Here is a 21,907-nt window from a genome sequence, read left to right as displayed (position 1 = left end):
GAAAATGCCCGTAGTTGAAGATGGTTAAGTCGGAATGAACTCGTAGAATTAAGATGTGCTTCACAAGCGATACGATGCCATTAATGGTGAATATTGAATTTTAGTCGCTACCAAATTACTAGCTATAATTTTAATTAAATAATTTGTCATTTTATTAAATTGCTGTAATATTGTTCAGACTGAACGTCTGAAAATCTTTTAACCTTCCTGATAAATAGATACCCCATGGAGCGTGTATGATGCAGTAAATTGCTATCAACTATCCATGATAAAGATTGCGTTTTCGTGGGATCATCGTTAACAAAAATAAAATTGCAATCGTTGACTTCATGCCCTTTGATGATTAACTGATTTGCCCAAAAATATTCATCAGGAACTTCTTTGCAGGGAAAATCGTGAATATTGACGTTTCTAATTGCCTCGAAGTCGGCTCTTTTAATAGAAAAAAACATATTCTGCTTTACTAAATTAATTGATTCATCAAGATGGTAGAAATCTTTGATTCGCTTATGTTCGCGTTGATTTTTTTTGACCTGATATTGGTAAAGCTCATCTACAGGTTGGAGCGAGAAGAGGGTTTCAGCGCATAATCTGTAAATTGTCTTAAAATTCCATAGCGGGAGTGTGTCTCCAGATAAGAAGACAGCAGCTGTACATCCATCGCTGAATGCAGTCTCTAAGAGCCTATTCGTCGCATGGACTAAGCTGATTGATGCCCATCCAGTTTTAAGTGGACGAGGATCAACAAAAACATTATCAAGATAGGTAGATACAATATTGGATTTTGCATGTATGTATATTGAATAGTTGGATTTATTCGCTGATGCAAAGAATTTTTGCCAGATATTTTGATGTGAAATATTATTTTTAACTAAGAAGCAAAATCCGATCTTCATCTAATTTCTTGGGCATTAATGTCAGATTATAACATGTCTGATTTGTCATTAAAATCAAAGATATCGAAATCAATTTCTTTGTAGCCATGCGATGAAATCATTTTATCAATGTCTTCTCTGTTTTTATTTTCAGTAATTTTTTTAATCAAATTAAAATCACGGAGCTCTTTATCTTTTCTAGGGCTCATTCCTAATGAAGCTTCGATGGACCAGTGGGAAAATTCATTGACGCTTGTGTCTTTAAATTCTACAAATGTTAGATCGTCAGAGACTAAGCGCTCAATGTTGTGTAGTGAGAATATTTGTTCCCACAGAATTTCTTTTACGAAAAATACTCCAGGAGCATTATCAAATATTCTAGCTTCAATCTCATTTGCTGATTGACGACAATAAAATTTATTATTACCACCTTTGAAAACTGTAAGTCCTTTCATAACACCAAAAATAGTAGAGTCCTTTCGAGATGGTTGCATTGTTGTAACTTTTTGCAGAAAATCTTGAAATGACTTCTCCATTGACCTAGGTAGAAACATGTCACCATCCCATTTGCATACTTTGCTGAAATTACATTTTTTTAGACTGTAATTGTAAAAAGATGCTAGTGAATGTGGACTATTTTGTGGCTCTTGAAAGTTATCAAGGCCGCATTTTGCGATTTTAAATTTATAGTGATGCAGTTTTATTTTTTTCTTTAATGATGGATGGTCATTGATTGCTCTATCGATTTCGGAGATAGTATTGTCGGTGCTGTCGTTGTCAATGACGATAATTTCATTGAAGCAATTTTTTATGGAGCTTAATACATTGTAAATATTGGCTTCTTCATTTTTTATTCTAATCATTGCACTTACGCCAGTCTGTTTTGAAAAGTATTTGTTTCGATTGTCAAGATATAATGACCTTTTACTAATAGCTTTTAGGTGCAATTTTAATTCCTTTGAATTTGGCATTAGGGAGAATTGTGCCCTTTCAGGAAGTGGTAAAACTTCTAATAAGTCTTGTTCGGAAGAGAATTTGTCAGTAAGCGATGTGTAGTTGTTGACTGAAAAATGGAAGTCTTTTGTTAAATAAAAGCTATTGCAATGATGGTCTAATTTTTTTAAGAATTTTTCCGGTAAGAGCTTGCTTTTAAATTTTAACTCATTAGGATTTTCGTTATCAATTTTTGTTGAAAAAATTTCCTTCAATTTAATTTTATTGAAACCTATTTTACTTTTGTCGATTAGCTCGTCAAGCAAGGCTTGACTTGACCTACTCCTGCTGACTTCTTGGTTGCATTTGACTTGGTGTTCGTAGCCCTTCAAATCAAATTCTGACAAATAATTCGCAAATTGTACAGGGTCTTTCTTGTAACTTTCAAATGTAAATATGGATGTAAAATTGCTTATATTCTTTAGGTCAGAAGTTAAATATCCCCAGTCACACTTTTGAAGATCATTTATGTCTACAAAGTCACCATCAAATTCTTTGAACGGTCGCCATTTTAGAAATTCAGAGTGTCTTGATAAAAGGTAGTCAAAGTAATTTCTTACTGTGAAAATAATTTGTATACCGCCTTTGAAAATATTGTTAATTTCTTCAAGATGGCTTATATTATACCCATTTCTCATGCATGCGCAGGAGTAGTTTGATGCATTTTGATATGTATCTTGAGAGTGCCATTTACTTGAAATTTCAGTACTTGGACGTATTAAGTTTTCCTCTGAAATTATTAATACGCTCGGAATTCCAAAAGATAAAGCAGCAGCTTGCTTACATATTGCGAACGCTAACCTTTCACCCGTATCCACAATACCTTTTTCTCTCTTAGCTTGAATGAAGTCTTCTCTTAACTGGTCATGATGAATGTAAATAGTATTTTGTAAAGCTAAGTCGTAACGTGCTGCGAACAAAATATTCTGAATAAAAGTTGTTGCTGTCTTGTGAGCACCACAATGTACTTTTATTCTTGAGTACTTAAAAAACTCATTAAGCATCTCGCTAGGTTTGGTCTTGATATCATCAGTTAGCTTCTTGATTTCGAATAGTAAGTTCTCTAGCCCTTGCCGATGGCGATCTACCTTTTGTATATAATCAATGAGGCATGTACTTCTAGAGTATTTGATAAAGTCTTTTATTTTGAGGTCGAGATTTGATGCATTTATTTTTTCAAAAATAGAACGAGTTTCCACAACCTCGCGTTTTAATATTGCCTTAAATGAATTGGAATAAGCTCCAAATAGTATTTCGGCATATCTTAAAATATAATTCTGTGCGAGTTTATGCTCAATAAATTCACGAGCATTGAGAAGCAAATCTCGCTCTTTAAATGTTGCGAATCCTTGAGAATAATAATATATGTTTGGTAAAAATCGCATTATCTGTAGAGCAATAAGTGCTCCATTGAAATATGGCCAGCTTTCTGAGAAGTGAAGATTAAATAATCTCATGCTCGCGAGATTAATGACTATCCGGCTGCAATTTTTCCAGTCATCTTCGCCAATCAAAGATAACGGAACTTTCAAAGAGTAATTGTCTTGCCTTTGATTTGAGCTTTGCAAGATACTTTTGTTTAGTAACTCTTCATCTTGTAGGTAAACTGCTTGTGCTTTTGATCGGATAAGTGCCTCTATAATATTGGTAATTGATGTTACGTTATTTAAGCTAACGTTTTCGTCGATGCACCAGATATAGTCTCCGGTTGCACATGCAATCCCTTCATTATAAAGCGATGATAAGCATTCACGATTGAGGAATGATATATGTTTAGAGCGCTTAAGATTATCACCGTATGCAAGGAAGTCTACAATATTCTGATCTTTGCTATTTAATCGATTTGATATAATTAAAATCTCTAGGTTTGAGTAATCTTGAGCTTGAGCCTGCTCAATGAGCGTTCTATAGTTTTGATGATTGTGATTAATGCTTAAAATAAGCGAGAATTTAGGAACATTCATTTGATCACACCTCATTTGGTCTGGTGCCTGGGCTCTTCGCTGATGGTGTCATCCACAGCATTAATGATCGTATAACTCGATTTTTAGTTGAAACGGCCCATAATCTTAGTAGAATGCTGCGATTGTTTTTGTCCATTGAGTAGGCTTCATTGAGCAATTTCTGTGCAGATCTATAGTTTTTATTTCTAATCCTTTTTTCTGCTCTACGTGTGAGTGTTGTCAAATCAAGGTCTGATGTTCTCTCGGGGACCATATGGTAAGAATGATTTTGGATTTCTTCTTTTAATTTCCTATTCAATTCTTTGAGTCCGTGAGATTCCACTAGCAATTCCTCCGCTGTTCTTCTAGAAAGCTCTTCTAGAGCAATGAGTTGTTTGTTTTTAATTATTAGTTCACTCAATTTGTTTGTATTATTTTTGATGGCGGCATTTAGCTCTGCCTTATGAGTATCTTTTAGTGATTCTAATTTTGCTTGGTGCGAATTTTTTTCTGATTCTAGTTTGGCAACGTACTCTCTTCTGATGGTTTCAGTTTTTTCGCTGATTAGGTTCTTCCCGATGTTGAATAAGTCCGCTGAGCGATTGCCCAGTGAGATGAAAGTGTTTAGTGATTTTAGTTCCTGAGAGCTTGGCGAAGTTTGTGTGTGCTTGTCTGGATGTGAGTACTGAAGTGGTAAATTTTGATAATCTTCACTGTATCTGCGGTGTGCAATTCCTAAATTTTGCTCGGTTAAGAAGCGTCTACTTTGACTTAAAGGGTTTTCATTCACGTGAGGAAAATCTTCTATCTCGGGATGATCGGGATGCTTACTTAAATGTTGATTGATGCTTTCTTTAAGATTTCCCCACCCTTCTTTTTTGGTTGTATCAACAATTTTATCGAAGAAAGGTAGTAATTCTTTGGGTACTATATCGCTGATCGGCGATGCATGAGAAGCTTTCTCGTCTTCAAAAATAGTCCCCTTGGTCAGGAGAATGTTTGCAATTTCATTGAAGTCGTTAAGGAAGTGATATGTGTTTGTGTAGGGTTGTGATAGTGGGTTGTCGTTTGTTCGTTTCTTCTTTATTTCTCGTTGGTAGAAAAGTGTGCTTTCGAGAAGATACTTTGAGCATATCGATGAGCAAAGCCTATCGATGGGGTCTCGGGCAACAAGTATCTTTTGGTAATTTTGATCTGCAAAAATCCGCTTGAGGTTGGCCGGAGAGCAGTCTTGCGTGGATTTTAGATGTGTGTGTATGCATAGCTCTTTTGTGTATTCGTGCGAAAATGTGTTTTCGTATTCCCTGCTTGGTTCGACTAATCGGTCGTACAATGATTTGAGGATCGATGTGGATCCGCATTTTTGAGGAGCAATGAGGAGTAACTGGTATTTGTCGTTAATAAAGATGCAATAGCCGTCGAGTCTTTTAGACAGATATAGAATGTTGTCATTCATGGTTTTTTGGCATTGCCATTGCTGTTTAGATTATTGCACACCCTCGTGTTTGGCGTGCTGGTCGGTCAATCCATGTGGCGGCATCCTGCAATTGCATTTTGAATCAATTGTGTTTGCTGTGATGAATACGTGTTCATGATGGTGTTGCTTGCTTCGATAAGCATATTGTCTTGCTTTTCGTGGAGGTCTGCTTTCTATTTCGTTCTCAGTATTGACTGTAGCGATCGCATTTAGTGTTGCTTTTGATTCTTCTGCAATGTGATTGTGCGTATGTCGAGTTGTTTGTGACTGGGATCTCGGCTTGTTGATTTTTCTGAATCTTATCTATCTGGCTTTTGATTTTCTTGGGGCTACTTCCCACAGGCATGTGCCTTCCAGATCTTGTTTGAGTCGTCAACCGACTCAGGAATATCTCCTGCTGGTATCAGTTGCGGATCCACTCCGTCAGTCCGCCGGGTTTGTCGATCAGCTCTACACCTTGGGCGGCGAGCTCATCCCGGATCCGGTCGGCCTCGGCGTAATCCTTCGTTGCTTTCGCTGCCTTGCGCGCCGCGATGGCTGCATCAATGGCGCCATCGTCCAGGCTGGTGGCGGCTTCCGCTTCCCAGCGCAGTCCCAACACCGACGCCAGGTGTCGCAGCAGCTGCCAACGCCCCTCCAGACCCTTCAACTCCGGCTCAGGCAGTGCGGCGTCTTCTCCACGTTCCAGCCGGTTGGCGAGGGCCCGCAGGGGCTTGGCTAGATCGAACAGCACGGCCAGTCCGCCCGAGCTGTTCAGGTCATCGTCCATGGCGCTGATGAAGCGTTGTTCGAGTTCCACCAGAGCGGTGATGGCGGGTCCTCTATCGGCCGTCATCGCACCCTCCTTGAGCGGTGCGGCCGTGCTCCAGCCGAGGCTGTCGCCGTGGCGATCGCCAAGGCTCAGGGCTGCATTCAGTCCCTTCCAGCCGGTGGCTGCGGCCTCAAGGGCCTCGGCGGTGAAATCAAGCGGTTTGCGGTAGTGGGCCTGCAGCACAAACAGGCGCAGGGTCATCGCCGAGACACCGCTTTCCAGCAGCGCACGGATGGTCGTGAAGTTGCCGAGCGACTTGCTCATCTTCTGCCCGCCCACATTGACCATGCCGTTGTGCATCCAGACCCGGGCCAGGTCTTGACCGGTGGCGGCTTCGGATTGGGCGATCTCATTTTCGTGGTGCGGGAACACCAGGTCGGCACCACCCAGGTGGATGTCGATTGTGTCGCCGAGTTCCGCCCGCACCATGGCTGAACATTCGATGTGCCAGCCGGGCCGTCCCTCACCCCAGGGGGAGGGGAAGCTGGGTTCTCCGGGTTTGGCCCCTTTCCAGAGCGCGAAATCGAAGGGGTGCTGCTTGCGGGCCTCTTCGGCATCGGCCACCCGCCCGGCGGCGTTGTCCTGCTGTTCGCTCAGGTCGCGGCCGCTGAGCTTTCCGTAACCGGAATGCTTCATCACCGCGAAATACACATCCCCTTCAGCGCTGTAGGCCGCACCCTTGGCTTCCAGTTCGCTGATCAGTGCGCGGATGCCGTCCAGGCACTGGGTGGCGCGGGGCATCCGGTCGGGCCGCAGGATCCCCAGGGCATCCATGTCCTGATGGAAGGAGGCAATGTTTCGCTCGCTCACCTCAGTCATCGAGGAGTTTTCCTCGCCGGCCCGTTTGAGGATCTTGTCGTCGATGTCGGTGAAGTTCTGAACGAAGGTCACCTCGAGGCCGCGCCAGATCAGATACCGCCGCAGCACATCCCAGTTGATGTAGCTGCGGGCATGGCCCAGGTGGCAGAGGTCATAGACCGTCACACCGCAGCAATAGATGCTCGCCTTCCCTGGGGTTAGGGGTATGAACGGCTCGGTGCGGCGGGTGAGGGTGTTGGTGAGCCGCAGGGACACAGCCGTTCAGAAGCTGTGGCTGAGGCTACGGCCTGTTCGGCTGCGTTTATTTCGCCTCCATCCAGTTCGCGCCGACGCCGGTCTCCACCACCAACGGAACACTCAGCGCAACGGCCTGTTCCATGGTCTGCACCACCAGCTCTCGGATGGCGTCCAGGGCGTCCGGTGCCACCTCGAGCACCAGTTCGTCGTGCACCTGCAGCAGCAGCTGGGCCGGCAGGCCCTGACGCTGCAGGGCGTCTTGCAGCTGCACCATCGCCACCTTGATGATGTCGGCACTCGACCCCTGAATCGGGGCATTGGCCGCCGCGCGCAGTTGCTGCGCCTCCATGCCACCGCGGCGGGCCACATCGAGGTCGATCTCCAGCGGGTCCTTGCCCAGCAGCCGCCCCAGGCCGTTGCGATCGAAGTGGAACGGCCGCCGGCGGCCGAGAATCGTTTCCACGTAGCCGCGGCTGAGGGCGAGCCGTTCCTGCAGCTCCAGAAAGGAGAACACCTTCGGGTAACGCTGCTTGTATTTGGCCAGAAACTCCTTGGCTTCGACCTGGCTTACGCCGGTTTCCCGTGCAAAGCGCTGGGCGCCCATGCCGTAGATCACGCCGAAGTTGATCGTCTTGCCCAGGCGGCGCTCGTCCGGACTGACCTCGTCTTTGTCGAGCAGCAGCCGAGCCGTCAACGCGTGCACGTCATCGCCACTGCGGTAGGCCTCCTGCAGCACCTCTTCTCCCGAGAGGTGAGTGAGGATGCGCAGCTCGATCTGGGAGTAGTCGGCACTGAGCAGGGTCCAGCCCTCCTGCGGCAGGAAGGCCTTGCGGATGCGCCGGCTGTATTCGGTGCGTACCGGGATGTTCTGCAGATTGGGATTGCTGCTGCTCAGCCGCCCCGTTGCCGTCACCGCCTGGTTGAAATCGGTGTGCACCCGGCCGGTTTCCGCTTCTACCAACTGCGGCAAGGCGTCGATGTAGGTGCTCTTGAGCTTGCTGAGCACCCGGTGCTCCAGCACCAGGGGCACCACCGGGTGGTCGTTGCCGAGTTTTTCCAACACGGTGGCGTCGGTGCTGAAGCCGGTTTTGGTGCGGCGCGACTTTTTGCGATCCAGGCCAAGGGTGTCGAAGAGCAGCTCTCCCAGCTGCTTGGGTGAGGCCAGGTTGAACTCCACTCCGGCGGCCGCTTTCGCGTCGGATTCCAGCCGCTGCAGGGTGCTGCCCATCTCCTCCGATAGGCCTTTGAGATAGGGCACATCGATGCGGATGCCGGTGGATTCCATCCGGGCCAGCACCGGTTCCAGGGGTTGCTCCACCTGCTCCAGCAGCGGCAGCAGTTGGGGGCCCATGGTCTCCAGCTGATGGCGCAGCAGAAGGGCGAGGCGGCGGGTGACGTGCACGTCCATGCCGCAGTACAGGCTGGCGGGCTCCAGCGGCACATCGGCGAAGGTTTGCTTCTTGCCCACCAGATCGGTGAAGGCGGTGGGCTGGAAGCCGAATTCACGTTCGGCCATCAGCTCCAGGCCATGCTTTGCGGCGGCATCGCGCAGGTAATCGGCCAGAAGCGTGTCGATCACGACGCCCTCGAGGGCAACGCCATGCCGCAACAGAATCAAGCGGTCGTATTTGGCGTTCTGCAGGGTCTTGGGGTGGTTGCTGCTGGCCAGCCACGGCGCGAGGGCGGTGAGCACGGTTTCCAATGGCAGCTGCTCCGGGCTGCTGTCTTCGCTGCCTTTGTGGCCCAGCGGGATGTAGGCGAGTGCGTCCAGGGCCTCTCCCCAGCAGATGCCGATGCCCACCAGTTCGGCGCGGAACGGGTTGAGGTCGGTGGTCTCGGTGTCGAAGGCCACAGGCAGGCTGCTGTCGGTGCAGGCCATCAGCCTTTGCATCAGGGCGTCCAGGGCCGTTTCGGTCTGGATCAGCTGCGGTTTCAGGGCCGGCAGCCCCACGTCGTCGTTGGTGACCGGTTCGGTGGCGGCTTCGGCCGCTGGCTGTTCCGCGCTGGCTGAGCGGCGGGGGGTCTTGGCTGCAGCGGCTTCCGCATTGGCCCCGTAGCCCCCTTTGGAAAAGGCCGCCACAAAGCCCCCCACCTGGCGCAGCAGGCTGTTGAGTTCGAGATCTTCCAGGCAACTGCTCAGGCCATCAGCATCCACCGACGACAGCGGCAGGCTGGGTTCCTTGGGCAGGGGAACATCCACGAGAATCTCGGCCAGCTTGCGCGACAGGTAGGCGTTGTCGCGGTCGTCGCGCAGCTTCCCTTTCAGAGCTCCTTTGATCGCGCCCCGGCTGGCTTTAGGGCCTTCGGCTTCCACTTCTTCGAGGGTGGCGTACACCGCGTCGAGGTCGCTGTTGTCTTTCAGCAGGTTGATGGCTGTTTTGGGGCCAACCCCGCGCACGCCGGGGATGTTGTCGGAGCTGTCACCGGTGAGGGCCTTGAGGTCCACCACCTTGTTGGGCATCACGCCGAGCTTGCCGAGCACCCCTTCTTCGCGGATCAGCGTTGGGCCACTGCTTTTGGCGTAGGGGCCGCCACCCATGTAGAGCACCGCGATGTCGCGGCAGTCATCCACCAGTTGGAACAGGTCGCGGTCTCCCGAAAGGATCCGCACGCCCCATCCCGAGTCGGCCGCTCGGTTCGCCAGGGTTCCCAGCACATCGTCGGCTTCGTAGCCTGGCGCCATGCAGAGAGGAAGCTGCAGGTGCGTTTCGAGGATCTGCTGCAGCTGCTCGAGGTCCTGAAAGAACACCTCAGGGGCCACATCCCGGTGGGCCTTGTAGTTGGCGTCAGCCTTGTGGCGAAAGGTGGGCTCGGCTGTGTCGAAGGCAATGGCAACGCCTTCAGGCTTCAGGGTTTTGCTGTTGTCCAGCAGGGCTTTGAGAAAGCCGTAGGTCACGCTGGTGGGCCGGCCGTCTTTGGTGGACAGACCCCCTTCGCCACCCTTGCTGAAGGCGTAGAAGCTGCGAAAGGCCAGGGAATGGCCATCCACAAGCAGCAGAAGGGGCTTGGCGGTGGCCTCGGGCATGACGGTGTTGAAAACGTGGGTGGATCAATCGCGGCGATCAGCCCAGGGGGGCAGATCGATGAACACGCGAGTTCCTGATTCGAGACCGTTCAGGATCGCAGTCTTGTCGCCGCTGCTGTTGCCCAGTTCCACCGGCTGAAAACGTGGTTGCTGGTTCTCATCCACCAGCAACACACCCTGTTGGCCGTCTTCAAGGGTGATCGCCACGGTAGGCACCAGGATTTTGGGCGCACTGAGTCCGGTTTGGAAATTGATGTCGGCGGTCATGCCGATTTTCAGTTTCTTCTGCGGGTTGATGAAGTTCAGCCTCACTTCGAAGGAGGTGACGCTGTTCTCTTTCGCGGCCCTGGGGGCAACCTCACTCACCTTTGCCTGGAAGCGCTCATCGGGATAGGCATCCACTCGGATCTCGGCGGTTTGGCCGGGCTCGATGCGGCCGATGTCGCTTTCCGGAACGCGGGCCCTCACCTCCAGGCCTTGCGAGAGCTCAACGATCGAGGCGCTGGTGGCACCGGCTGTGGCTGAGGCGGCTGTGGTGGGGGTCACAAACGACCCCGGTTCGGCGTAGCGCGCTGTGATCGTTCCTGAGAAGGGGGCGCGGATCGTTTTTTCGCGGCTCTCCTGTTCCAGTTGCTCCACCCGTTCTCGGGCTGCCACCAGACCCGCCTGCCTGGCCAGGAGGTCGAAGCGGGCACCGCTGAATTCGTCAGCGCTGATCACGCCGCTGGCATACAGCTGGCTGCGACGTTCGAAGTCCTCCTTTGTGCTCTTGAAGTTGGCGTCAGCCTGGCGCAGCAAAGCTTGTTTCTCCTGCAGCCGATCATCGAGATCGCCGCGATCCATCACCGCCAGCACCTGCTCTTTCTCCACCACATCGCCTTCATCCACCATCAGCTCCGCCAGCAGACCCTGCTTGCGCGGACTCACGTTCACCTTCTGCTGGGCCTGCAGTTCGCCGCTGGCGCTGATTACCCCAGACAGCACGCCGCGTTCAGCTGTGGTGGTGTAAGGCTTCAGATCCCGTTGACGGTTGCTCCAGGGACCGAAAAGCAGCAGCAACCCCCCCCCGCCCAGGGCCAGCAGCAGCAATCCCGCCATCGCGGCCTTGGGCCGTCTGGATCGTGCTTTTGCCACTGAGGCCAGCTCTGCTTCAGGCGATGGGGACGCAGGGGAGCGCAAGGACTGCAGCATGGGCCCACAAAACTTCACAACAGTCTCGCCGCTGGCCGGTAGATTCCGCCGATGCTCAAAGCCGGAATTGTCGGATTGCCCAACGTGGGTAAGTCCACCTTGTTCAATGCGCTGGTCGCCAACGCTCAGGCGCAGGCTGCCAACTTTCCCTTCTGCACCATCGAGCCCAACGTCGGCACCGTGGCGGTGCCCGATGAACGACTGGACCGCTTAACAGAGCTGAGCAAAAGCCAGGACACCATTCCGACTCGGATGGAGTTTGTTGACATTGCTGGTTTGGTGAAAGGCGCCAGCCAGGGCGAAGGTCTGGGAAACAAGTTTCTCGCCAACATCCGTGAGGTGGACGCGATCGTTCACGTGATCCGCTGCTTCGAGGACGATGACGTCATCCACGTTTCAGGGTCAGTGGGGCCCTCCCGGGATGCGGAGGTGATCAATCTTGAGCTGGGTCTGGCGGATCTGGCTCAGATTGAGAAGCGCCGGGAGCGTCTCAAGAAGCAGATGCGCACCAGTAAAGAAGCGCAGGTGGAAGACGCTGGTCTTGAGCGGATTCAGGCGGTTCTCGAAAACGGTGGTGCGGCCCGCAGCGTCGATCTGAACGATGAAGAAGCGGCGATGATCAAGCCCTTGGGGCTGTTAACTGCCAAGCCGATCATCTACGCCACCAATGTGAGTGAGGACGACCTGGCCGAGGGCAATGCCTTCTGCACCGAGGTGGTTGAACTGGCCGCCAAGGAAGGTGCCGAAACGGTGCGGATCTCTGCCCAGGTGGAAGCGGAGCTGGTGGAACTGGGAGATGAGGAAACCGCGGACTATCTGGAAGGTCTTGGGGTGACGGAAGGCGGTCTGCAAAGCCTGATTCGGGCCACCTATCGATTGCTGGGGCTGCGCACCTACTTCACCACCGGTGAAAAGGAAACAAGGGCTTGGACGTTCAAAGCCGGTATGACAGCTCCCCAGGCTGCCGGTGTGATCCACACCGATTTCGAGCGGGGCTTCATCCGCGCTCAGACCATCGGTTGGGAGAAGCTGCTGGAGGCCGGCTCACTTGCGGAAGCTCGCAACAAAGGCTGGCTGCGCAGTGAAGGAAAGGAGTACGTGGTGGACGAAGGCGATGTGATGGAGTTCCTGTTCAACGTCTGATCACGATCCTGTCCACGTTTTATCTGCGCAACATCAGCCGGATCAGTCGTTTCAGTGGTGAGGGATGTCTAGTGGTTTGTTGTCGCTTGATGCGATCCAGCAAGCGTTGCGCAGCAGCATGCATTCGAATTTCGGCTTCGATGGATGGAGGGGCGTAGGCCGTACGCCTGCGTTGTGTGGCTGGGTTGGATGTGGAGAAGGCATCGTCCCAGTTGCAGCTCCAAGCAGCCTGGGCAAACCGGGCGTTGTTGGCTTCGAAATGACGTGTCACCTTCTTGGTGAGCTTGCGTGAGTAGCCCCAGAAGGATGGATCGTTCCAGCGTCGTTGACGCTCCTCGTTGAGGATGATCTGAGAGGAATTGCCAATGCTCTTGGGGGAAATGCCGTTCTCCCTGAGGAGTTGGCTGAGCACCCGGGCCAGCCACACGCCTCGGGTTCCTGGGCTGCGGTTGTAGTGCTTCTGGGGGCAAGATTTCCAGGGCAGTGTTGTTGAGAGGTTGATGGTGCGAATGAACTGCTCAAAAGGATCAACGCCTCCCTGGCGGAATGGCAGAAAACTCACGTTCAAACCCTTGGCTTTTGCTTTCAGCAAAGGCTGGAAGTAGTTCCAGAAATCAAACACATCCTGCCGGCGTTTGATTTTGCCTCGCTTGGGTTTCTCGTTCTGAAGTTTTCCCTGCAAGGCATCGTTAACAAACTGCTCAAAGGTTTGGTGGTGATAAAAACGCCGCAGTGAGTAGATGTAGCGCGAGTTGATGTAATCGAGCTGGCTGCGAATGAAAATCACGATGTGAAGCTCATAGCCCCCTGCATCCGCCAGAGCCTCAAGTTCCCGGATGCATTGGGGATCGGTGAGCGGCACGGCGAATTGCTCGGCACTGAGCAGACAATGCTGGCCCTCTTGCTGTTGCATGAAGAACGCTTTCCAGCGTTTGATCCTTCGTTTGCACAGCTCAGCGGCCAGTTTTTTCGGTTTGGGTTTGCATTCGAGAGGGTCCTGCAGGCTGATGCCTTGTCTGCTCAGAAGCTTGCGATTGCGGTGCAGCCGTTCCTGGATGTAGGTGGAGGCTGTTTTATGCGTACCGGCGTGCACGATCAGTTGAGGTCGTTGGCTCTGAAGGGACTGATCTGCCTGGCCTGATCGGGTCTGCGTCATGGTCCTTCAATGCGGAGTCATTCTCCTTGTTTCCGCTGAACCAACAGAGCCGTCAGCCCTGGCGACCGCCGCTGGCTCGTTCTGGAGAACCCCAGCGTCAGCGGTTGTCGTCGCCCCGTAGCGCGGCTTGAGACTGCGCAGGCTGGGGAGCACAACCAGGCAGGCTCCACCCATCAGCAGCCAGAGCAGCAGGCCGTTGTTTTGAAGGTCGAGCAAGGCTCCTCCAGCTAGGGGGGCCAAGATGGCGCTGATGGCGAAGCACTGGGAAAACATTGCCATCGCCAACCCCCGGTGTTCCGGTGGTGTCTCTTCAATGACGGCTTCTGTGGCCGTGGGCAGGAAAGCGGCCTGGGCGAAGGCCATCGGCAGAAGAGCTGCCAGCACCAGGATTGTTCCGTTCTCGAACAGAGAGGAGAGAGCAATCAGGCTGCAGCCCAGACTGAATCCCCCCAGGCTCAAGCCGAGGCCGAAGCCAACGCTCCGCTCCGCCAGCCAACGGCCCACCGGCCACTGCAGGCTCACCAGCAAGGTCAACTGAAGGGCGATCAGGGCACTGCTGTGACTTTCGCTCAGGGCCGGTCGCACCAGCCCGCCGCGCACCAGATCGAGGGGAAGCGCACTTTGTTGAAGGGCCAGGATCCCGGTGGCCACCACACTGATCAGCAGCACCGGCAGCAGGGGGAGTATCCAAGGCAGTCGGATTGTTGGCCGTGGCCGTTGACCAACCGGCGCTGGGCTGTTGCTGCTGAGGTTGCGGTAGGGCGGACCGTCCTGGAGCGGAACAAGGCTGATCAGCACCAACACAGCGCCCATGCACACCGCTTCAACGATGTACACCGTCCGCAGGATTCCTAGGGTGGCGGCAGCGGTTCCGATCAGCGTGCCGATGCCGATGCCGAGGGCATCGGCACTGCGAACCAGGGCGTAGCCACGCCCGGAAGGAAGGTTGCTGCAACTGAGGGGAACGGCCAATTCGATGGCAGGCCAGTACAGACCCGCCGCACAGCCCAGCAGCAGTTGTCCGAGCAGGTAGCTGTTGTAGCTGTTGGCCTGCAGCAGGATCAGATCAGCTGCAATGGCCAACAGGGTTGTGCCCCTCACCGGCCAGGAGCAGCGGATGCCGCGATCAAGCAGTGCACCGCTCAGCAGGCGCACCACCGTGCCGATCAGGGCAGAGACGGCCAGGCCGCTGCCCACTTCACGGGCTGAGAAGTCGATCGCATGAAAGATCAGCGGCGTCATGAACATCACTCCGCCGGCACCGATGGAGGCCAGAAACCTCAGTCGGGTGACATTTCTCAGGGGTGATGGAAACTGGATCCACCACCGCAGGGGATCAGGCGTTGCTGCGCGGACGCTTAACAGGACGATGCATCGCGATGGGCTTGATGGGCAGTCTGTTGCTCAGCACATGCGGATCGTGGCCTGTTGGCTCCTCAGAACGTGTTGAGGTCAAGATCGACGGCGTGGTTCTTCCGGTTTCAGTGGAGGAACTCGGCGCCTTTGTGCGCTCGCCGACGGCTGATCTGGCGCAGCTTTCGCGATCGGAGTTGTCCACCTGGATGGGGCTTCTCGCTCCCGAGAGCCGCGAAGGACTGATCCGTCTGCTCCAGGCTCCAGTGCTTTCCCGCCGCAGCCTCGGTCGTCAGCTGCTCAGCAGCTGGGGGGCGGGTCCGCTGCTGGATGCGCTGGGGGAATTGATCCGCGTGGAGGACGGACAGCGCATCAACCGTTCCCTGGTGCTCTCCACGCTGGAGCAGCTGCTCGAACGGCAGGAAACCGTTTCAACACTGGATGTGTTGGAGGCGTTGCCCACCCCGCAGTTGCGTCTGGATCTGGATGCATTGGTGGCTGCCGCCAACCGCTGGCGGCTGGAATTGAAGCGACATCAGACCTTGATGCGGACTTTGGCTCAGAAAGAGGCCCGCCTGCAGCTCCTCAAGGCAACCGAGGGTTCTGCCTTGGCTGATGGGCCCCGTCAGTCAACGCTTGCGGTGGACCATCGTTCGCGTCCCTTGCGGGTGGAACGCTGGATCCCCCAGTCGTCATCCAAGGACGGGTTCTGGGTCTTGATGATGCCGGGGCTGGGCGGGGACCCCAACCACTTCCACTGGCTGGCGCGTTCGCTGATGCAGGCGGGCTGGCCCGTGCTGGTGCTGGAGCATCCCGGCAGCGATGCCGCCGCTGTTCAGGGTTTGCTGGAGGGGCGTCAGTCGTTTGATGGCGCCGCAGCACTTCGTGATCGCTTGGCTGACCTGGCGGCGGTGCTGGAGGCGCAGCAACGGGGCGATTTGAACATCCCCGGGACCGAGGTGGTGCTGATGGGCCATTCCCTGGGTGCCTTAACGGCCCTCCTGGCCAGTGGGGCGGAGCTGGTGCCCGGGATGGCCCAGCGCTGTGAAGCGGCCCTGGCGGGCTTGCCCCTCACCAACCTGTCGGAATTGCTCCAGTGCGAACTGGCGGCAGGCCGTGTGCTCGACGGCAATGCATTGGACGCGCTGCCCCGGGCGGTGGTGGGGCTCAACAGCTTTGGTGGGTTGATCTGGCCGCACCGCGCCAGTCGGGCGTTGCCGATTCCGCTGTTGATGGTGGGGGGCACCCTCGATCTGATCACCCCTCCTTTGGATGAGCAGCTGGCTCTTGTGGCTGGATTGGCGGAGCATCCCGCCAGCCGTGTGGTGGTGGTGGAGGGGGCCAGTCACTTTTCACCGATTCGTGTGGATGGCCAGGGCAAGGCGTCAGAGGGGGACGACATCTTCCGGCTCGGCGAAGAGTTGGTGGGCGTCAATCCCCTCAGCGTTCAACGGGTGATTGCCCATGAAGTCATCCGTTTTCTTGATTCCCTGAACTCCCCGCCACCCAGCAACGATGCCGTTCATCTGATGGACGCCAGTTCCAAGACGCGCTGGCATCGCTTGGGCCGTCGCAGGGCCCAGCAGCTGCTGGATCAGTAGCGCACCCGTGGATCGAGGCTGGCCACCAGTAGATCAATTGCAACACTCACTAGCACCACCAGGGCGGCAATCACCACCACGATCCCCTGGACGACGGGGTAGTCCCTCTGGTTGATGGCTTCCTGCAGCCGCAAGGCAATGCCTGGCCAGGAGAAGGTCACTTCAATCAGCAGGGCCCCACCGATCAATGAGGCCACGGTGATGCCAGCAATGGTGAGCACCGGCAGCAAGGCATTGGGCAGTCCGTGGCGCAGGATCACCTGGCGCTCACTGAGGCCGCGGCTGCGCGCCGCTTCCACGTAGTCGCCGCGCAGGGTGCGTCGCAGGTTCAGTCGCAGGGCGGTCGTGAAGGTGCCGCTGAGCAGCAGGGCCAGGGTCCCCGCGGGCAGGATCAGGTGACGCACGGTGCCTCGGAACGCGGTCCAGTTGTTCTGCAGAGCGCTGTCCAGCAAGAAAAATCCGCTGCCCTCGGGGGGGAGAAGGCTGGGGGGGAAGCGCCCGCCCACCGGCAACCAGCCCAGGCTGACGGCGAACACCAGCTGCACCAGCATGGCCACCCAGAAGGGCGGCAGGGCATAGGTGCCCAATCCATAGAGGCGTCCGCCCAGGTCAATCTTTCCCTCGGGCCGGGCAATGCCGCTGAAGCCAATGCTCAGCCCCACCACAGCAGCCAACACCAGGGCGATCACGCTCAGCTCCAGGCTGGCGGGCAGGGTTTTGCCGATGATGGCTCGCACCGGCTCCTGGTTGATCAGGGCCTGCCCCAGATCGCCGTGGATCAATCCATTGAGATAGCTGAGGTACTGATCCAGCAACGATTGATCCAGGCCAAGCCGAGCTCGCATGGCGGCTTTGGCAGCGGCGGGGGCACGGCTGCCGAGAACCGCATCCACGGGATCCCCTGGGGCGACGCGCAGCAACAGGAACACCAGGCTGGCGATCAGCCACAACATCAATGGCGCCAGGGCGAGGCGGGTGGCGCTGTAGCGGGCGAGGTCTCGGGCGCGTCCCATCAGTTGTTCGTCGCTCCTTTCTTTGATGCTCCGTCCTGCCGGCGCTCCAGCTCAGCGAGCATCAGCTGACCACTGCCATCAAATCGTGGAGGGTTGAGGTTCAGCTGGGCCCAGGCCCGAGGTGAATCCAGCCAGACGGGGATGTAGGCGGCACCGTCGGCGGAGAGATGGTCCACACGATCCAGGGCGGTGCGGCGGGCATCGCCCGTCAGCGTGTCGGATTTCAGCAGGGCGGTCTGCAATCCGGGGGCACTCCAGAAGCTGCCGCTGATGGCTGCTTCTCCTTCCATGCAAATGTTGCCCTCCACCGAGGTGCAGCTCAACAGCGGCGTCAGATAGGCCTCCGGATCGGGGTAGCTGCCGCGCCAATCCAGCATCACGGCTTTGAAGGCACCTTCCCCCAGCTGGCGGTAGATGGTGGTGGATTCGACGCCATCGAGATCCAACACCAGGCAATCCGAGAGGTCCCGTTGCACCTGGGCCTGCCAGGTGAGGGCCAGCAATTTGTCGGCGGGCACATTGGAGCGGAAGGTGAGCGGAAAGCGCAGGGTGCTGCCGTTGCAGTAGCCCGCCGCCTGGAGCAGCTTTCGGGCCTGCTCGGGGTTGTGTTCGGGCCATGGGGCCATGGCGCCACCGGCCAGGCTGGGGGGCACCAGCGCCCGCAGCGGACGGCGCAGCCCGTAGCTCACCCGTTCACTGATCTCGCTTCGGTTCAGGCTGACGGCCAGGGCCCGTCTGAGCTTGGGGTCTTGGAATGGCTCCCGGTTGCTCAGCAGGGTGATGTAGCCGATCTCCATCGCCGGACCCACCGACTCGTGCAGCTCCCCCGCGCTGGCCTGTTCATGCAGGGTGTGGCGCTGGTCCTCGTCGATCGAGGCGGAGAGCAGCAGATCCACCTCGCCACTGCGCAATGCCCCGTAGAGCGCCGTGGAGTTGCTCAGCGTGATCAGATCGAGGCCGTTGTTGCGCGGCGCCTCACCCCAGTACTGGGCAAAGGGCTCCAACCGTTGCTGATGTTCGCTGAAGCGGGTCAGTTTGTAGGGGCCTGTCCCCACAAAGCGGTCGTGCAGAAAACGGTCCTGATGGTTGCTGTAGGCCGTTGGTGAAATCGGGGTGAGGTTGATCGACGTCAGCAGACCCTGCAGGGATGTGGAGGGGCGACTGAGGCGCAGCCGCAGAGTGTGGCTGTCGGCTTCCTCCACCGCCGCAATCCGGTCGCCCACCACATAGCTGAGGGTTCCGATCTCGAGGAAGCGCCGCAGGCTGAAGGCCATGGCTGCGGCATCGAACGGCGTTCCATCGTGAAAACGCACATCGGTGCGCAGGGGAACCGTGACGGTGCGACCGCCATCACTCAGAACCGGGGCCGAGGCCGCCAGACGGGGTTCCAGGGAGCCATCCCGCTTCAGGCGATAGAGCGGATCCCCCAGGGCGCTGATCAGCTGCGTGGCGCCGAGGGTGCTGGCCTGGGCTGGATCCAGGGAGCTGATTCGGCCCGCTGAGGCCACCGTGATGCGGTTGGTGGGGGGCGGGGCCTGACACCCCATCTGGGTGATGGTCAGGGCTAGGGCCATCAGCGCGCCACCGCACGTCCATCTCGTGGGGCGATCGGTGCGCTTCAACGGGCCTCAACCAACACGGGTCGGCCCATTCAACAGGGACTTACCCGACCTGGCGAATCCTTTCCAACGAGATTTCGAACACCGGTGAGCCCTCGTTGCTCTGCAGGGGCCAGCGGCGCACCCAACAGCGGTCGTGGTCACCATCCACGCCGATCACTTGATAGGTGTCGTCGTCACTGTCGAGATTGACGCAATCTCCCTGGTGCACCGTCATCAGATTCACCCCCTCCTCTAGGGGGCAGCCTTGACCGGGACTCGAACAGGTGAGGTTCTGCATGAACCGTTTCGAGCACAGATCTGAGGATTCAGGTCTGTGCCGTGAAAGTTCTTGACACTCTGACGCACGCCAGGGGGCATTCGCTAGGGCGGAAGCTCTCCTTAGAGGCAGCCGAGGTGAGCAGCGAGGCCAGACACCTCCGGCAAAGCCTGGATGGCGTCCAGGGCTTCATTCATCTGGCGTTGGCTCACTTCATGGGTGATCACAACGATCTCGGCGCCGGCGTCGCTGGCATTGAACTGCACGATCGACTGGATCGACACGTTGCGTTGGCCGAAGCAGCCGCCCACGTTGCCGATCACGCCAGGGGCGTCTTTTGTCTTGAAACGCACATAGTGGCGTTGGCGAATGTCGCCTGAGTCGACGAGCGCGCAGGGGCGCCAGCTGCTGGCGGCCAGCAGGGGATCCACGTTCCCCGGCCCTTCACTGGCCTGGCGGATGCCGGCGATGTTGAGGATGTCGGCCACAACCGCAGAGGCGGTCGGGCCGGCGCCCGCGCCGGGGCCGTAGAACATCACCCGGCCGATGGGGTCACCTTCCACAAGGATGGCGTTGTTGACGCCGTTCACGCCCGCCAGGGGGTGGTCCATGGGAACCAGCGTGGGCTGCACCCGCAGGGAGAGGGGCAGGGGATCGCCGCTTTCCGCCATGCGCTCGGCCACCGCCAGCAGCTTCACGCCGTAGCCCAGTTGATTGGCGTAATCCACATCCACGCCCTGCAGGCCACTGATGCCGTCGGTGGGAACGGCAGCGCGATCCACGCTGCCGCCGAAGGCCAGGGTCGCAAGGATCGCGATCTTGTCGGCCGCATCAAGACCGTCCACATCCGCTGCCGGATCGGCTTCGGCGTAGCCCAGCTCCTGGGCATCCTTAAGCACCGCGTCGTAGGCAGCCCCCTCCTCAGCCATGCGAGTGAGGATGTAGTTGGTGGTGCCGTTGATGATGCCGCTGACGCGGTTGATGCGGTTGCCCCCCAGGGACTGCTTCAGCGGCTCAATGATGGGAATGCCGCCACCAACAGCGGCCTCGATCAGCACGTACACCCCTGCGGCGGCCGCGGCTTCAGCGATTTCCTGACCGTGGCGCGCGATCACGGCCTTGTTGGCGGTCACCACCGATTTGCCGGCTGCAATCGCCTGGAGAATCAGGCTGCGGGCCGGCTCTAGACCACCGATCACCTCCACCACCACGTCCACGGCTGGGTCCTGAATCACCGCCGATGGGTCGGTGGTCAGCAGGCTTTCGTCCAGAGCAACGGGCCGGGGGCGGTTCAGATCGCGGACGGCAACACGGATCAGCTCCAGTTCACCCACCAGCGGGTGACGTTCGCTGGGGTTCTGGAGGATCGATGCCACTCCACCGCCAACCGTGCCCAGTCCCAGCAGACCCACGCCGACCTTTGCTGCCATCCCCTGTGATCCGTGTTGGAACGTTTGCGAGCGACTCTATGTATTGACGTGATTCGGCTTCTGTCCCTGTCCTGATCAGCGCTTGGGTCAGCTGTCCAGTTGACGGGCCTGCTCCTGCATGGCCAGGAGGATGTTGAGGAAGCCATTGGCGCGTGAGGGCGTCAGGCTGGCCTGCAGGCCTGTTGCTGCAATGAAGGCCGGGTCCACCGCCTGCACCTGGGCCGGCGTCAATCCATCCAGCCCCTGGATCAACAATGCGAGCAGTCCCTTGGTGATCAGCGCATCGGAGTCGCCCTGCCAGCGCATCACTCCCTCATCGAGGGCACCCCGCACAAACACCTGCGACACACATCCCTTCACCTTGATGTCGTCGGTCTGCTCCTCGGCCGGCATGGGTGCGAGCTTCTTGGCCAACCAGAGCACGTATTCGTAGCGGCGTTTTGGATCGGCGGTGCCGCCCAGGCGCTCCACCATCCGGTCGAGGGCATCGCTGCCGGTGCTGGTGGCCATGCGGGGCTCAGTCGTTTCGACATCGCACGCTAACCAGCAGCCCCACCATCACCAGGCTGAAGGGGAACATGACCACCTCGTTCAGATCCACTTCGCCGTCTTGAACGGGAAGTTCGAGGTAGTCGCGGTGGCCTGGACCACCGTCCACCTGGAGATCAACGGTGCCGTTGCTCACGCTGCTGAGATCGAGGCTCAGGCGTCCCTCGGCATCGGTGCGGCCCAGTTCCTGCCCTGGCGTGCCATCGGCATTGAGCAGGCGAACAACGGCCCCCTGGGTGGGCTCACCGTTTGAAAAGCTGCTGCTCAATTGCAGATCGCCATCGAGATACTGCAGAGCACTTTCGATCTGATGGGCTTTGGCAGGGGCCAGCAGCGCGCCCTGCAGCACTGAGCCGAGCAGAAGCAGTGGAGCCAGCAGACGCAGCATGGAAGGGCGATCGATGCTGCCCATG

16 protein-coding genes are annotated in these 21,907 nt (G+C 56.1%); 2 read left to right on the top strand and 14 right to left on the bottom strand.

Going from position 1 to position 21,907, the window contains the following annotated elements:
• Positions 1 to 146: 146 nt before the first annotated feature.
• The 6 genes from SynA1544_RS10165 to SynA1544_RS10140 form a co-directional block, all read right to left on the bottom strand.
• Positions 147 to 896, bottom strand: a complete 750-nt coding sequence (locus SynA1544_RS10165; protein ID WP_186513424.1) for a beta-1,6-N-acetylglucosaminyltransferase — start codon at positions 894 to 896, stop codon at positions 147 to 149.
• 26 nt (positions 897 to 922) lie between these two features.
• Positions 923 to 3,832 carry a glycosyltransferase family 2 protein gene (locus SynA1544_RS10160; RefSeq protein WP_186513423.1) on the bottom strand — a complete coding sequence of 970 codons (2,910 nt, stop codon included), beginning with the start codon at positions 3,830 to 3,832 and terminating at the stop codon, positions 923 to 925.
• Between the two features lie 4 nt (positions 3,833 to 3,836).
• Positions 3,837 to 5,267 (bottom strand): sulfotransferase family 2 domain-containing protein, encoded by a 1,431-nt coding sequence (locus SynA1544_RS10155; RefSeq protein ID WP_186513421.1) that lies wholly within the window; start codon positions 5,265 to 5,267, stop codon positions 3,837 to 3,839.
• A gap of 424 nt (positions 5,268 to 5,691) precedes the next feature.
• Entirely contained in the window at positions 5,692 to 7,173 is a 1,482-nt protein-coding gene (cysS, locus tag SynA1544_RS10150; protein ID WP_186513419.1) for a cysteine--tRNA ligase, read from the bottom strand.
• A gap of 46 nt (positions 7,174 to 7,219) precedes the next feature.
• The gene (gene polA, locus SynA1544_RS10145; protein ID WP_186513417.1) at positions 7,220 to 10,180 is read right to left on the bottom strand and encodes a DNA polymerase I; all 2,961 of its coding nucleotides are present in this window, start codon (positions 10,178 to 10,180) and stop codon (positions 7,220 to 7,222) included.
• A 24-nt stretch (positions 10,181 to 10,204) separates the two neighbouring features.
• The gene (locus tag SynA1544_RS10140; RefSeq protein WP_255477578.1) at positions 10,205 to 11,371 is read right to left on the bottom strand and encodes an efflux RND transporter periplasmic adaptor subunit; all 1,167 of its coding nucleotides are present in this window, start codon (positions 11,369 to 11,371) and stop codon (positions 10,205 to 10,207) included.
• A 51-nt stretch (positions 11,372 to 11,422) separates the two neighbouring features.
• Between SynA1544_RS10140 and ychF the strand changes: the two genes are divergently transcribed.
• Positions 11,423 to 12,514: a redox-regulated ATPase YchF gene (gene ychF, locus SynA1544_RS10135; protein ID WP_186513416.1), complete on the top strand. Its 1,092-nt coding sequence runs from the start codon at positions 11,423 to 11,425 to the stop codon at positions 12,512 to 12,514.
• A 19-nt stretch (positions 12,515 to 12,533) separates the two neighbouring features.
• Here the strand turns inward: ychF and SynA1544_RS10130 are convergent, their stop codons facing one another.
• Positions 12,534 to 13,670 carry a hypothetical protein gene (locus SynA1544_RS10130; protein ID WP_186513415.1) on the bottom strand — a complete coding sequence of 379 codons (1,137 nt, stop codon included), beginning with the start codon at positions 13,668 to 13,670 and terminating at the stop codon, positions 12,534 to 12,536.
• Between the two features lie 6 nt (positions 13,671 to 13,676).
• Positions 13,677 to 14,912: an MFS transporter gene (locus tag SynA1544_RS10125; protein WP_370594063.1), complete on the bottom strand. Its 1,236-nt coding sequence runs from the start codon at positions 14,910 to 14,912 to the stop codon at positions 13,677 to 13,679.
• A gap of 65 nt (positions 14,913 to 14,977) precedes the next feature.
• On the opposite strand from SynA1544_RS10125, the gene SynA1544_RS10120 reads away from it, so the two are divergent.
• Entirely contained in the window at positions 14,978 to 16,624 is a 1,647-nt protein-coding gene (locus tag SynA1544_RS10120) for an alpha/beta hydrolase (protein ID WP_255477577.1), read from the top strand.
• On the opposite strand, the gene SynA1544_RS10115 is transcribed toward SynA1544_RS10120, so the two are convergent.
• The 6 genes from SynA1544_RS10115 to SynA1544_RS10090 all read right to left on the bottom strand — a co-directional run bounded on the left by SynA1544_RS10115 (position 16,618) and on the right by SynA1544_RS10090 (position 21,906).
• A complete protein-coding gene (locus SynA1544_RS10115) occupies positions 16,618 to 17,637 on the bottom strand; it encodes an ABC transporter permease (RefSeq protein ID WP_186513414.1) in 1,020 nt (339 codons plus the stop codon). The two genes, SynA1544_RS10120 and SynA1544_RS10115, sit on opposite strands and share 7 nt — an antisense overlap.
• Entirely contained in the window at positions 17,637 to 19,211 is a 1,575-nt protein-coding gene (locus SynA1544_RS10110) for an ABC transporter substrate-binding protein (protein ID WP_186513411.1), read from the bottom strand. The genes SynA1544_RS10115 and SynA1544_RS10110 overlap by 1 nt, the downstream gene beginning before the upstream one ends.
• A gap of 88 nt (positions 19,212 to 19,299) precedes the next feature.
• Positions 19,300 to 19,536: a hypothetical protein gene (locus tag SynA1544_RS10105; RefSeq protein ID WP_186513410.1), complete on the bottom strand. Its 237-nt coding sequence runs from the start codon at positions 19,534 to 19,536 to the stop codon at positions 19,300 to 19,302.
• 101 nt (positions 19,537 to 19,637) lie between these two features.
• Positions 19,638 to 20,945 (bottom strand): homoserine dehydrogenase, encoded by a 1,308-nt coding sequence (locus SynA1544_RS10100; protein WP_186513409.1) that lies wholly within the window; start codon positions 20,943 to 20,945, stop codon positions 19,638 to 19,640.
• 87 nt (positions 20,946 to 21,032) lie between these two features.
• Positions 21,033 to 21,455, bottom strand: coding sequence for a SufE family protein (locus SynA1544_RS10095; RefSeq protein WP_114988587.1), 423 nt, complete (start codon positions 21,453 to 21,455; stop codon positions 21,033 to 21,035).
• 7 nt (positions 21,456 to 21,462) lie between these two features.
• On the bottom strand, positions 21,463 to 21,906 hold the full coding sequence (locus SynA1544_RS10090; protein ID WP_186513408.1) for a hypothetical protein: 444 nt from the start codon (positions 21,904 to 21,906) through the stop codon (positions 21,463 to 21,465).
• Between the last annotated feature and the right edge of the window lies 1 nt (position 21,907).

It is taken from the genome of Synechococcus sp. A15-44 (assembly GCF_014280115.1).
In the GTDB taxonomy this organism is placed as follows: Bacteria; Cyanobacteriota; Cyanobacteriia; order PCC-6307; family Cyanobiaceae; genus Parasynechococcus.
This window is presented reverse-complemented; position numbering and strand designations above follow the sequence as displayed.

What these genes read in the sequence shown, in the direction of transcription:
- SynA1544_RS10165 (WP_186513424.1), bottom strand. Translation starts at nt 896, where the DNA reads ATGAAGATCGGATTTTGCTTCTTAGTTAAAAATAATATTTCACATCAA.
- SynA1544_RS10160 (WP_186513423.1), bottom strand. Translation starts at nt 3,832, where the DNA reads ATGAATGTTCCTAAATTCTCGCTTATTTTAAGCATTAATCACAATCAT.
- SynA1544_RS10155 (WP_186513421.1), bottom strand. Translation starts at nt 5,267, where the DNA reads ATGAATGACAACATTCTATATCTGTCTAAAAGACTCGACGGCTATTGC.
- polA (WP_186513417.1), bottom strand. Translation starts at nt 10,180, where the DNA reads ATGCCCGAGGCCACCGCCAAGCCCCTTCTGCTGCTTGTGGATGGCCAT.
- SynA1544_RS10140 (WP_255477578.1), bottom strand. Translation starts at nt 11,371, where the DNA reads ATGCTGCAGTCCTTGCGCTCCCCTGCGTCCCCATCGCCTGAAGCAGAG.
- ychF (WP_186513416.1), top strand. Translation starts at nt 11,423, where the DNA reads ATGCTCAAAGCCGGAATTGTCGGATTGCCCAACGTGGGTAAGTCCACC.
- SynA1544_RS10130 (WP_186513415.1), bottom strand. Translation starts at nt 13,670, where the DNA reads ATGACGCAGACCCGATCAGGCCAGGCAGATCAGTCCCTTCAGAGCCAA.
- SynA1544_RS10125 (WP_370594063.1), bottom strand. Translation starts at nt 14,912, where the DNA reads ATGACGCCGCTGATCTTTCATGCGATCGACTTCTCAGCCCGTGAAGTG.
- SynA1544_RS10120 (WP_255477577.1), top strand. Translation starts at nt 14,978, where the DNA reads ATGGAAACTGGATCCACCACCGCAGGGGATCAGGCGTTGCTGCGCGGA.
- SynA1544_RS10115 (WP_186513414.1), bottom strand. Translation starts at nt 17,637, where the DNA reads ATGGGACGCGCCCGAGACCTCGCCCGCTACAGCGCCACCCGCCTCGCC.
- SynA1544_RS10110 (WP_186513411.1), bottom strand. Translation starts at nt 19,211, where the DNA reads ATGGCCCTAGCCCTGACCATCACCCAGATGGGGTGTCAGGCCCCGCCC.
- SynA1544_RS10105 (WP_186513410.1), bottom strand. Translation starts at nt 19,536, where the DNA reads ATGCAGAACCTCACCTGTTCGAGTCCCGGTCAAGGCTGCCCCCTAGAG.
- SynA1544_RS10100 (WP_186513409.1), bottom strand. Translation starts at nt 20,945, where the DNA reads ATGGCAGCAAAGGTCGGCGTGGGTCTGCTGGGACTGGGCACGGTTGGC.
- SynA1544_RS10095 (WP_114988587.1), bottom strand. Translation starts at nt 21,455, where the DNA reads ATGGCCACCAGCACCGGCAGCGATGCCCTCGACCGGATGGTGGAGCGC.
- SynA1544_RS10090 (WP_186513408.1), bottom strand. Translation starts at nt 21,906, where the DNA reads ATGGGCAGCATCGATCGCCCTTCCATGCTGCGTCTGCTGGCTCCACTG.